This is a genomic window from Bacillus sp. AFS029637, assembly GCF_002584985.1.
Taxonomy (GTDB): Bacteria; Bacillota; Bacilli; order Bacillales; family Bacillaceae_G; genus Bacillus_A.
On record NZ_NUPZ01000050.1, the window covers coordinates 1 to 13,182 of the forward strand.

The window sequence follows — 13,182 nt, forward strand, 5'->3', positions numbered from 1 at the left end:
CCTATAGCAATTGAACAGTTAAAAAAAGAAAAAAGCATACCTGGTGGTATGCGACTTAGACAACAAAAGTACTTGAATAACATAGTAGAACAAGATCCTCGTTTTATAAAGAAGCGAATTCGCTCTATGCTAGGGTTCAAATGTTTTGACACAAATACATCCATTCTTTCTGGAGTAGAAGTCATGCATATGATTAAAAAAGAACAGGTTGATTTATGGGACCAGTCTGTCCAAAATCAGAAAGAATTCATCCATCAATTGTTTGGGCTTGCGGCATAAGATACGATTCCGTTAGGAGTCTATGCGCTTTATTATCTTTTATTCTATTTTTGCACCAGAACCGTTAAAAATATGCTTGTCCTCTTTATCTAGGACACTTTCCGAATATTTTTCTATACGCTATTTCTATTCGTAAATCGAAATGATTATGATTTACTATTGCTTTTCTTTTCTTCATCACTTAATATAAAACGTAATGATTACGATTTATGCAGGAGGAATACACAATGAAGAAAGTCCCTATTACAGTTTTAAGTGGTTTTTTAGGTTCCGGAAAGACAACATTATTAAATCATATTTTGGAAAATAGAGACGGATTGAAAGTAGCCGTCATCGTAAATGATATGAGCGAAGTAAACATTGATGCTGCTCTTGTCAAGCAAGGAGGTTTTTCACGTACAGAAGAAAAATTGATAGAAATTCAAAACGGCTGCATTTGCTGCACGCTTCGAGAAGATTTAATTATTGAAGTAGACCGTCTTGTAGATGCTGGGGATATTGATTATATTGTCATTGAATCTTCAGGTATTAGCGAACCGATTCCCGTTGCACAAACATTTACGTATATGGATGAGGAGCTAAAAATTGATTTAACTAGTAAGTGTCGACTTGATACGATGGTTACTGTTGTCGACGCCAACCGTTTCTGGGATGATTTTGCGGCAGGTGAAAGCTTACTAGATCGTCAGCAAGCGCTGGATGAAACGGATACACGTGAAGTCATCGATTTACTGATTGATCAAATTGAATTTGCAAATGTCATTCTGCTCAATAAAATTGATTTACTAGAAAAGGAAGAGATTCAGGAACTTCATGATTTATTAAAAACATTGAATCCTGAAGCAAAAATTATCGAAACTTCTTATGGAGCCATTCCACTGCAGCATGTTTTAAATACAAATTTATTTAACTACGATGCAGCAAGTCAAGCTGCGGGCTGGATTCAAGAACTAAATAGTGAGCATCATGCACCTGAAACAGAAGAATATGGCATTGGCTCATTCGTGTATCGCCGCAAACATCCGTTTCATCCAGTTCGTCTCATGAATTGGTTAAAAAAATGGCCACAGGATGTTGTAAGATCGAAAGGATTTTTCTGGCTCGCATCACGTAACAATATAATGGGTCTTCTCTCTCAAGCGGGCTCTTCTATCACAATTCAAGGAGCAGGAGAATGGATTGCCGCTTTACCCTTAGCAGAGCAAAAACACCTAATTGCTGAAGAACCTGAAATATTAAAAAATTGGGATGAACAATATGGTGACCGAATCACTGAACTTGTCTTTATCGGGATTGAAATGAATCAACGAGAAATTGAAAGTTCTTTAGATACATGTTTATTAACAGATGAAGAAATGAAACAAGATTGGAATAATTTTGTTGATCCCATTCCACCTTTTACTATTGCACCATAATAACGAGTTTTAGAGTTTAATAATAATCCCTAAAAAATCTGTTGTACTTTCCCAAAATACGATGATGTCCTTTTCTATGACATCATCGTATTTTAGGTTCTGTTGCAAAGTTTTTAAAACTAAGCTAAACTTTTGCAAAACAGAGTGAGGAGAATCATAAGTGGGATATTTTAAAGGAAAGTAATTTAAACAAGATATTATTTTGGTAGCCGTTGGCTACTATTGTCGTTTTTCTTTAAGCTATCGTGATGTCTCTGAAATTTTGCAAGAACGTGGTGTTTCAGTTCATCCAACAACTATTATGCGCTGGGTTCATGAATATGGCCACCTGATTTATCAAATTTGGAAGAAGAAAAATAAAAGAGTACAACTATCTTGGAAATTGGATGAGACCTATATAAAAGTCAAAGGAAAATGGCGTTACCTGTATCGTGCAATTGATAAAGAAGGGTACACATTGGATATTCAACTTCGTAAAAAACGGGATCATCAGGCTGCATATGCCTTTATGAAAAGGTTAGTGAAAAAGTTTGGAGAACCAACGGTTCTAACAACAGACAAAGCACCGGTATTACTTTGTACATTCAAAAAATTAAAGGAACAAGGCTTTTATAAACATACAACTCATTGTACAATCAAGCATTTGAATAATCTCATAGAACAGGACCATAGACATGTAAAACGCCGCTTTGCCAAATCTGCAAGATTTCAAAGTCTTCGCTATGCTTCGCGCACCTTGAAAGGAATCGAAACGATTTATGCTATATATAAACGAAAACGAAGTTTGCAGCCAAACTTCGTTTTTTCAACGTACAATGAATTACAGCAATTGCTCGAAATTGCATAAGATTCGGCTGTACTCACACTAACTTTCTATCTATTAAAAAACTTTGCAAAAGAACCGAGATCGAAACGCAGCGCTCAATCTTAAAAACGGAGCAATTCGTCTCTTAACCGTAGGAACTACGGGGATAGCCTAATGAAATAGAAACCGTTAGGTGTCTGTACTTAGGAATCTCCCACTTCAAACAGTCCACGAGGATGTTAAGTGTTGAGTAATTCAAAATTTAGTTGTGTGACGCTTGATAATTATAAATCTTTTCGCGAATAGCGGATGCAATAAATTCTTCAATAGAACTATTCGTTTCTTTTACAATGTTTGTGATTGCATGGTATTCACTGCTTGTTATCGTTACTGCTTTAGTGACACTACTGCTATCTAAATATACGCTATTATTAACCCGTCTTGTTAATTTTCCTTCTATTATATATGGGGCTAAACATTCAATCCATTCTACCTGCATTTGCATTGGTAATTGAATAATGGATTGACGAACATCAAAGTACCAAAAACCATCTTCCTCAGAAACCTTAATATTTCTTGGTGATACATACTGTAGTACTAAGTCAATTAAGTGAAAAATGTTACTTCGTAATTGATTTGATTTAGGAAAACGAAATTTTACAAACTTTTGATGATGACTTCTTGGTTTATTGGATAAAATATATGCAGGCTTATACCCCATTTTAATTGCATCTTCTAGTGTCATATTGTTTCCAAACTCATCCATAAGCACAATATCCCCGCGCTTCGGAATGGATATAATGCGTGCTAATTTATTACCTTCCATAAATTTTTGGAACAATACTACATTATATTTTTGTGAGAATGTATACAGCGTATTAGCCTGATTCAATTGCTGTACCAATCCGTGTATTTCTTCCTCATTTACAAATTTAGTCTCACGATTACGATGTTTCTGTATAGTACAAGTCAAATCTCCTTCTGCTATCCACTTTTCAAGTTGATACATGCTCACAGTATAATCTTTTGCTGCCTGATATAAGGTAATTCCTTCTGTTTCACGATCTTCTTTCAACTTTTCTATGTCTTCTCGCTTAAATAAAAAGCTACCATCTAGACGCCAGGTCTCTCGATTAATTGGATTTAATTGTCCTTGTTTCATAAGAGTACTAAAAATGAAGCTACTAATTCCTAAATAAGCTTTTACTTCATTCGTATTCATATTTATTTCCTGTCTTTCAAACATACCTTTTCCTCCTATGTGTAAACTTCTGTTATGTAAAACCGATAATTTTATTATGTAAAGTTAAATTTATAAAAATATATATTGTAAATTACATTATAACACAATTATAACTTAATTTATTTTTAAAAATAAATGAAATGTAAATTCACTTTCTAATTAAATTACCTTTTATATAATTATAAAATATACAAAAGATGATTTTAAAAATCAAATAGATAATAACCATAGAAAATAGAACATTTTCTATACTTATTCATTAGTTTCATTTTTATAAAATTTAATCTTACTATGTAAGTAACTTTTAATGTAATTCAGTTATAATATTAGATATAAAGGGAATTAATATGGAGTTGATTAACAATGGAATTTAAATTAAATACAATTCATAGTGAAACTTATTTAGAAAATATAGAGAAACAGAAACAAAATTTCTCAAACATAATTGCGATATGGAATCAAGATTATATAAATGAAGCTGAATTTAAAAAGGAAAATAACGAAAGAGAAGATTCATATACATATGAGGGATTTTCAGATGAAGAAATATTGTATTACTATTTAAATCGGCAAACACATTTTGATCAAGAAAAACGTATAAAGGATGCATCCAGGACTCTATATGCACGTGACTTAAGCCAGTTCTATTTTTTCATCAAACAAAGTACAGAATTTCTGCAGCAAGATGTTAAAGATTATGTAGTCGGCCAAGTTTGGAGGAACTTAAGAAAGCGACATATACGTAACTATCAAAAATGGTTATCCCAAGAGGCAATATCCTATCAATCAAAAGAAAAATACAAAGCATCTACAATTAGTCGAAAACTTGGTGTAATCCGTTCGTATTTGAAATGGCTATATGAAATTCAATATATCCAGGAACCTCTTCATGTGGAAATTCTAAGCACAACCGTTAATAAACACCATAAACCAAAGCGCGAATTATCATATGAGGAAGTGAAGCAATTGCTTCATTACTATAAGGATAATGAAATCAATTATGCTTTATTATCGGTCCTAGCTACTACGGGATTACGTGTTGCAGAAGTTTCGCATGCAAAGTGGGAAGATCTTGAGTATGATTTAATGCGTGACCGTTATTACTTAACGGTGGCTACAAAAGGTGATGATGAGAGGATTGTTTCTATTAATAAAGAAATCTTTAATCGTATAGTCGCGTTTCGTATACGTAGGCGATTGCCTATTGATATTGGAAATAAAAAAGGTGGGACTATATTCCAAACAAAGAATCATACTTCCTACAGAGAGAATTATCTATCTCAGTATATTTCTAAGATCATCAAAGAGACTAAACTACAATTTACAGAGGATATACGCATCACACCTCATTTCTTTAGACACTTTTATGTACAGTATTTATATGATTATAAAAAACTACCACCACATCTTATCGCAGCTGCCGTTGGCCATAAAAATGATAGAACTACAAAAGAAAATTATTTGAAGCAAAGACTTACTAAAGATAATGATGCAGGAAATTTAATTGGAGATGGTGAGTTTTAATATGTAATTAATACACAATAAATTGAAAGTAGGACAATAAGAAAACGATGTTTGGTTTCTTATTGTCCATTCGAATTATTTTAACGAATCTACCGAAAGAATTCTCCTTCCTCAAGCGTGTATAGATGCTAGACCAACGGTAGGTCGCAGATGAATGTCAAGCCTACGTTTTTTTGTATACCTATAACAAAGTAAGGTGCAACCTGTGTTAGTAAATACAACATATAAATTTCGTATCTACCCAAATAAGAAACAGGAAATAGTAATTGCTAAAATGATCGGTACTACCGCTTTGTATGTAACCATTTAAAAAATCAGTAATAGCTAAATTCAATACATCCGATTTATGTTTCTAGTGCAAAGATTTTTAGTTTTCACTTACAATTAATAGTTTCTAATCTAATAATATTTCGACAATGGAATTAATAGTTTTGTTTGGAGCACTATAGTAAATCTCTAATCCTTTTCTATCACTCATAATTAATTTCTGAGATTTCATCTTCGATAAATGCTGCGAAACAGTAGATTGTGGGATACCAAGAATATCTACAATTTGAGTTACATTACATGTCCCTCTTGTAATTAATTCTTTCAAAATATTAATCCGTACTGGATGAGCTAATGCTTTTAAAACTTCTGCGTTTTTTTCATAATTCAACAACCTAAACATCTCCTTGTGAACCGATATATTTTTATTATATTAATAACTTGATGAATAAAATTTTAATATTTTAGTTTTGCAGAATTTATGCTCCAGGCACCTTTATTCTTTTTTTGCTTGCATTTTTACTTCCTTTAATTCATCTGAAAATGTTGTATTTGGCTTTTTTACAGAATTTACGATACGGGAAAGCTCACGCAGGACTTTAGTCCGTCTTTAGACGTGGGATGAAAGCATCGTTTTTGTATAGCAAAACATGGCATACTTTATTTATAGTCATGCAAAAGACGTAAAAACATTTGAGAACTAACAATCTGTACGGTATGGTCACAGTACCGTAGCCCACGAACCTATATGGTCTGTTGTGGGAGTGGTGATGGCGCACCACAATCTTGCACGTCAGCGATACCAGAAATGGACTTCGCCTTTGGTAGCAAGAATCCCACTGACGTTAGTCAGCTGGCCCCTTTAGATGTGGGAGTGTCAACATATGCTTGTACTGGATAGCTTTGCTTAAATGAATCAGTGGTGTCTAGTAGGAGAGCTCTGACATTTATTTGATACTTTTTTTAAACTTTACACTAGAAACTCTATGCAATTCATTTCGTTTTCAAAGAATATTTTTCTATAAAAAACTGCAACTCTAATTGTTAGTTATGTCTAACAATTGGAATTGCAGTTCACCAATTAGATTCTATTTTTCTATCTATTTATACACGTACAGCTGTACCGCTTATCGCAACCATTAACATTCCATCGCGAATCACTTCGTAGTCTACATCGATACCAACAATTGCATTTGCTCCTTTTTGCGTTGCAAGTTGTTTCATTTCTTCCATCGCAATGTCACGAGCTTCTTTTAATTTACTTTCATAAGCACCAGAACGGCCACCTACAACGTCACGAACAGAAGCGAAGATGTCTCGTACAATATTTGCACCCATAATTGCTTCACCGTTTACGATGTCTATATACTCAATAATTTCTTTATCCTGAATAGTATTAGTTGTTGTTACGATCATATTAATACACTCCTATAATCTTTAAAAATTCATTGTTGTTTCTTATAATCTTATTATTATTTTTAACAAATTCACCGAAAGGATTCTCCTTCCTCAAGTGTGTGAAGAGCGATAGCCCAGCGGTAGGTGGGAGATAAATTTCGGTTTAGTATAGCCAAAATTTTTGATAAACTAGCTATATGAAGTTCTTTGATAACTTGATATATAAGGTGGCAGGAAGAAAATAGAGTGCGAAAACCAAGCCATTCGGTGCTGCGTAAAATATCAACCGTACCAAGAGAGCATCCAAGCGTTGGACATCTAGGAGTGGAACACCCCGAAGTAACGCTCAGGGAGACGAAAGGTTACTTTCGTCGTGGAACTGAGAAGCTCCCACTTCAAGCTTTGCTAAGTGGCGAGTAGTTCACAAGCTAAATAAACTATCTAATAACCTTACTTACATAAAGATGACAGTTCTGTAAGGAGGAAAGAAATCAAGCTATCTACAAAAACCTTTGTATCTTGTTGGATTTATTTACCTAATAACTGTAAATCCACTAATCATATTTGCTGGTAATTTATTGTATACAGATTATCCATAATTAATAGCAGCCAATACTATATATAGCGGTGAAGGCATAACATCGATTTTAACATTCATAATTTTAGTAGCGAAATATTCAATTTTCAATTCATTCCCATTAGAAAATGATAATGCTTCCACATTCTTTTGAATTCCCATATGATCTACCCTTATTTTCTTAATTACAATATTAAAATGTTTTCAATAATAAAGATAGTTTTTGTAAGTTTTGGAACTACTTTTGTAATTAAAAAAAGTATAAGCGACTTATAGTTAGTTTTTACTTTTGATAGCTAACGAATTAGTCCTAAGACAGCCCAACTAATTCCCTTGTTCTAAAGGTTATTTTATTGCTATTTATGTGAATGCTAATATGCGACGTATTACTTCATTTTTGATACTGATAGCTGCATTATAATCTCTATCGAGATTTACACCGCATATAGAGATCCAGTCGCCCATCAACTTAAGAATTTTTACTAACCCTAAGTACAAAAAAACGTTACTCTTTCATCATATTTAACCTCCTTAATTGGAGATGAAAAATAGGTATTCGTCACAGAACAACGAATACCTAACATGAATAATGGTTGAGAATAGTTTTATAAAAATATCTTTATCTATTTGTTAATTAGTTTTTTGCTTTTTTAGTAATCGTTATAATTATAGGCAATACTTTCAGCTAAAATGCACACCTGAGAAGACTGCTTGCTTATCTCAGGTGACTCTTTCTTATCAATCGTAATAACAGTTAATTAAGGTCAAAACGATCTGCATTCATTACTTTAACCCAAGCAGCTACAAAGTCACGTACAAACTTTTCTTTGTTATCATCTTGTGCATAAACTTCTGCAATCGCACGTAGAACGGAGTTTGAACCGAACACTAGGTCAACTCTAGTTGCTGTTCTTACTACTTCACCTGTGTTGCGGTCACGTCCTTCGTATACGCCTCCGTCTACAGGTTTCCATTCTACACCAATGTCAAGTAGGTTCACAAAGAAGTCGTTAGTAAGTGTGCCTACACGATCAGTGAATACACCATGTTTTGTGCCGCCATGGTTTGTACCTAAAGCACGCATACCACCAATAAGGACAGTCATTTCTGGTGCAGTAAGGCCTAGTAGTTGTGCTTTGTCTACAAGAAGCTCTTCTGTACTAATACTGTACTCTTTCTTTTGATAGTTACGGAAACCATCAGCAACAGGCTCTAGCACGTCAAAGCTTTCTGCATCAGTTTGCTCTTCAGTTGCATCACCACGTCCTGGGGCGAAAGGAACAGTCACATCAAAACCTGCTTCTTTAGCCGCTTTTTCTACCGCAGCAGTTCCACCTAGTACAATTAAGTCAGCAAGACTTATATTTTTCTCAAGATGACTTTGAATGTCTTCTAGTACTGAAAGGACTTTTGAAAGCTGTTCCGGTTGGTTCACTTCCCAATCTTTTTGTGGAGCAAGACGAATACGTGCACCATTTGCGCCACCACGATTATCTGAACCACGGAATGTGCTTGCTGAAGCCCAAGCAGTTGTAACTAGTTCGCTGATTGTAAGTCCTGAGTCAAGAATTAGTACTTTAATTTTTTCTACTTCTTCTTCTGTTAACTCATAATCAACAGTTGGAACAGGATCTTGCCATATAAGATCTTCTTGTGGAACCTCTGGACCGAGATATCTTGCTTTAGGACCCATATCACGGTGTAAAAGTTTAAACCATGCGCGAACAAATGCATCAGCAAACTCATCTGGATTTGCATGGAAACGACGTGAAATCTTCTCATAGATTGGGTCATGACGGAGTGCTAAATCAGATGTAAACATAACTGTCGGAACTTTCTTGGATGAATCTGCTGCATCTGGTGCAAGGTCTTTTTCATCAGGGTCTACAGCCATCCACTGATATGCTCCTGCAGGACTCTTAGTCAACCACCATTCATATCCGAATAATAAATCAAAGTATCCGTTATCCCATTGTGTTGGGTTAGCAGTCCAAGCACCTTCAAGACCACTAGTGATGGTGTCGCCACCTTTCCCACTTCCATATGAACTTAACCAACCTAATCCTTGTGCTTCAATTGGAGCTGCCTCTGGCTCTGGACCAATTTGTGCAGCATCTCCTGCACCATGTGCTTTACCAAAAGTATGTCCGCCTGCAATTAATGCAACTGTGTCTTCATCATTCATACCCATACGTCCAAAGGTTTCGCGAATGTCGTGAGCACTTGCAATTGGATCTGGCTTACCGTCTGGACCTTCTGGGTTAACGTAAATTAGACCCATCTGAACGGCAGCAAGTGGATTTTCAAGCTCTCTTTCACCAGAGTAACGGTTAGTCCCTAGCATTTCTGTTTCAGTACCCCAGTAGATGTCTTCTTCCGGATGCCAAATATCTGCACGTCCACCTCCGAAACCAAAAGGCTTAATGCCCATTGATTCAAGAGCAACGTTACCTGTTAGAAGCAATAAGTCAGCCCAAGAGATCTTGTTACCGTACTTTTGCTTGATTGGCCATAGTAATCTACGTGCTTTATCAACGTTCGCGTTATCAGCCCAGCTGTTTAGTGGAGCAAAACGTTGGTTACCAGTTCCGCCGCCTCCACGTCCATCGCCAGTACGGTATGTTCCTGCAGCATGCCAAGACATACGGATAAACATTGGCCCATAGTGTCCATAGTCAGCAGGCCACCAATCTTGGCTGTCTGTCATTAGATCGTGAAGATCTTTTTTAAGAGCTTCATAATCTAGCTTTTTAAATTCATCAGCATAATTAAATTCTTTTCCCATAGGATTAGATTTTTGGTCATGCTGGTGAAGAATGTTCAAGTTCAACTGGTTTGGCCACCAGTCTCTATTAGTCGTAGCACTAAATTTGTTACTAGTAACACCACCTTGACTAAATGGGCATCCTCCAGTATTAGCATTGCTATTAGTGTCCATATTTGTTTCCCCTCTCCATTTTTAATTAAGCAGCAAATAATTTGATTAACTTATTGAAACAAATTAACATATTTGATTTTTGCTTTCTTCTCATCACCTTATAGGAGTGAAAGTTAAGCACAACTAAATGATAACACCTTTCATTTGGAAGTCAATATTAATTTGTAATTATTATTAATAAGTAAACTATATCAATAAATTCACTTGTAAGTACTTTGAAAATAAAGAGAAAAAAATAAAATCCCTTACAAACTCGATAAAAGTGGTAATGTGAAAATCATGGAAAAAGATACAAACAGAGTAACTCTTTGTTGTACCTAACCCATGATAATATCCACATAAAAAAAGTAATACTCATTTAAAATATCTCATGTCTGGTTCTCCTAGATCCTGTTTTCTAGAGTATAGATTCATGTAGAAAACTTTACAATAGAACCAAAAAATTATATATACTCCCCCTTAAATCAAAGTGGAAAACACAAGATTTCTTCAGATTACGCAATATACTCTTTTAAATCTTCTTTGTTAACTTTTTGTTACCTTCAGATAAGCTATCTATATGTTAAAATTAATCCGTATCCCACTAACTAATTTAGTTAGTTAGGAAGTTCTCTCTCAACCAGCCCCTAGGGAATAGGGGCACTTTTCATTTTATAAACCTATTATTCTACTCCAGTCCTTTTATCGTTTTGGGGCAACCCGTTCTGGTAAGTTGATAGGCATGTATAGTGACCCCATATAGGGTGACTCCTAATAACCCCAAATATCTACTTCAGCCGCAGAAGCAAATCCATTTTTCCCATCCGTCACTTCTATTTTTACATATTTCGCAGTAACAGGATTAAATGTTGCCGTTTTCTTATCTTTATTATTTTCCCATGTTCCAGAAGATACTTTGTCATACCTAACGCCATCTACACTCGTATAAATATTGTAGGTTAAAATACGACCATTTTCCGACCAATCTTGTCTTGGCAGATAGTCTACTTTTGAAATCGTTTGATTTTTATCAAGCTCCAATGTTAGATTGTATGGATATTGATTTGCCGTCCAACTGCTATGCCAAAATGTATCTGTTTTTCCATCAATCGCCTTGCTAGCTGAACCAGTTGATTCCTCACTATTTGCACTTGCTTTCATCGTATTTTTAGGTAATATGTATGGTTTAACAGATGTAGAATCAGTTAGAACATCTACTTCGGCCGCAGAAGCAAATCCATTCTTTCCATCTGTTACTTCCATTTTTACATATTTCGTAGTGATAGGATTAAATGTTGCCGTTTTCTTATCTTTATTATTTTCCCATGTTCCAGAAGATACTTTGTCATACTTAACGCCATCTACACTCGTATAAATATTGTAGGATAAAATACGGCCATTTTCCGACCAATCTTGCCTTGGTAGATATGTTATTTGCGAAATGGTTTGCGTTTCACCAAGCTCTAGCGTCAAATTGTATGGATATTGATTTTGTGTATCCCATTTACTATGCCACATTGTATCTGTTTTTCCATCAATCGCTTTACTAGCTGAACCTGGTGATTCTTCACTATTTGCACTTGCTTTCATTATTTTTTTCGACAATGCAGCTAGTGGTTTTACAGGTTTAGAGTCAGTTGCTTCCCAGATAGGAGCAACTAATGTAGGATTATTCAAAGCTTCTACTTTTTGTCTTGTTTCTGGCGTTGCCTTCAGTCCCCATTGATCAAAGAACGGAAGTAAATTTTGTTTCGCTACTTTTGATGTATTGTATATAAACGCTTGGATTTTCTCTTCGTCTGTTTGAGGAAGTTGTTCATTTGGTAATTCCCTATATAGTTTGTGAAGATTCGGATAAAAATCTTCCCCATACGCTAAATGAAGCTGCCAAATCATAACAAGTTTAACAAATAAGTCGTCAATATTTTTGTAATCTTTATCAGTTTGTTTTAAATACGCAAAGGCTCTATCATAATCTCCCTCTTTTTCTAAACGTGTTTGTTGATCAGGGAATAATTGCTTTTGTGCAGCCAAAGAATATAGATTAACAGTTACTTCAGTCATTCCTCTCAAATCATGATTCCACGTCCATGGGTATTGTTGTCTTGCGTGTCCCGCTTCGTGCATTTGTCCCCATCCAAATTTATTTACATTTAAAGCACTTTCGCTTGCATTACCAGCAGTGGTAAATGTAGCTCCATCCAAACTTGCATACATACCCCAGTCTGGTTTGTTAGGATTTTCTACAAAAGCCCAAATGCGATGAGTCGAACGATGTAAAGGATTAGGGTCTTTTTCAGTTAACCCTGATATCTTATCTTGTGCTCGAATCATTTCATCATATTTTTTTAATAGAGGAATAGGATCTTGATTCACAATATATTTATTGGCACTATCCTGCGTAACAGTAAGTACTGCTTTTTCTGATTTCAATTGTACAGCATGTGCATCTGGATACTTGTTCATCATCGCAATCCAGTCTTCTTTCGTATGCTTCCCTAGTTCAAAGAATGGAACAGGGCTTCCGCCTTGTGTTACTTTCACCTTAACTGTTCCTGTATCTTGAGGATTATCAAATCCTATTAAACCACCGTTTGGAGAGGAGATGGTATTAGAACCCGGAGAAAGGTCAACTTCTTTTCCCCATTCTTTATCATATTGATGCGTCCCAATAATTGCTCGAATTTTTTTCGTGCCTGATACTTCAACTGTAACTTCTTCATTTGGTTTTACATAGATTCCTGTTGGCATATAGGT

General features: G+C 35.2%; 9 protein-coding genes and 2 pseudogenes. 5 read left to right on the forward strand and 6 right to left on the reverse strand.

The window, feature by feature from the left end; translation table 11 throughout:
• The 3 genes from COE49_RS25405 to COE49_RS25415 form a co-directional block, all read left to right on the forward strand.
• Positions 1-279, forward strand: a 279-nt coding sequence (locus COE49_RS25405; protein WP_141552219.1) for a DDE-type integrase/transposase/recombinase, incomplete at its 5' end; no start/stop codon positions are given.
• 227 nt (positions 280-506) lie between these two features.
• Positions 507-1,694: a GTP-binding protein gene (locus COE49_RS25410; RefSeq protein ID WP_088232708.1), complete on the forward strand. Its 1,188-nt coding sequence runs from the start codon at positions 507-509 to the stop codon at positions 1,692-1,694.
• 196 nt (positions 1,695-1,890) lie between these two features.
• Positions 1,891-2,541: an IS6 family transposase gene (locus tag COE49_RS25415; protein ID WP_249278337.1), complete on the forward strand. Its 651-nt coding sequence runs from the start codon at positions 1,891-1,893 to the stop codon at positions 2,539-2,541.
• 220 nt (positions 2,542-2,761) lie between these two features.
• Here COE49_RS25415 and COE49_RS25420 read toward each other — a convergent pair whose 3' ends face one another.
• Entirely contained in the window at positions 2,762-3,745 is a 984-nt protein-coding gene (locus COE49_RS25420) for a DNA-binding protein (protein ID WP_088232710.1), read from the reverse strand.
• A 360-nt stretch (positions 3,746-4,105) separates the two neighbouring features.
• On the opposite strand from COE49_RS25420, the gene COE49_RS25425 reads away from it, so the two are divergent.
• On the forward strand, positions 4,106-5,266 hold the full coding sequence (locus COE49_RS25425) for a tyrosine-type recombinase/integrase (RefSeq protein ID WP_088232711.1): 1,161 nt from the start codon (positions 4,106-4,108) through the stop codon (positions 5,264-5,266).
• A gap of 205 nt (positions 5,267-5,471) precedes the next feature.
• Positions 5,472-5,549: pseudogene (locus COE49_RS25430) on the forward strand (helix-turn-helix domain-containing protein); the annotation flags it as partial.
• Between the two features lie 111 nt (positions 5,550-5,660).
• Here COE49_RS25430 and COE49_RS25435 read toward each other — a convergent pair.
• The 5 genes and pseudogenes from COE49_RS25435 to COE49_RS25455 form a co-directional block, all read right to left on the reverse strand.
• Positions 5,661-5,927 carry an ArsR/SmtB family transcription factor gene (locus COE49_RS25435; protein ID WP_098252172.1) on the reverse strand — a complete coding sequence of 89 codons (267 nt, stop codon included), beginning with the start codon at positions 5,925-5,927 and terminating at the stop codon, positions 5,661-5,663.
• Positions 5,928-6,637: 710 nt separating this feature from the next.
• Positions 6,638-6,949: a heavy metal-binding domain-containing protein gene (locus COE49_RS25440; RefSeq protein WP_088232714.1), complete on the reverse strand. Its 312-nt coding sequence runs from the start codon at positions 6,947-6,949 to the stop codon at positions 6,638-6,640.
• A 574-nt stretch (positions 6,950-7,523) separates the two neighbouring features.
• A pseudogene (locus tag COE49_RS27755) lies at positions 7,524-7,670 on the reverse strand (malate permease); the annotation flags it as partial.
• A gap of 592 nt (positions 7,671-8,262) precedes the next feature.
• Positions 8,263-10,446, reverse strand: a complete 2,184-nt coding sequence (gene katG, locus COE49_RS25450) for a catalase/peroxidase HPI (RefSeq protein WP_098841151.1) — start codon at positions 10,444-10,446, stop codon at positions 8,263-8,265.
• A 750-nt stretch (positions 10,447-11,196) separates the two neighbouring features.
• A partial coding sequence (locus COE49_RS25455) for a M60 family metallopeptidase (RefSeq protein ID WP_098946144.1) occupies positions 11,197-13,182 on the reverse strand: 1,986 nt, incomplete at its 5' end.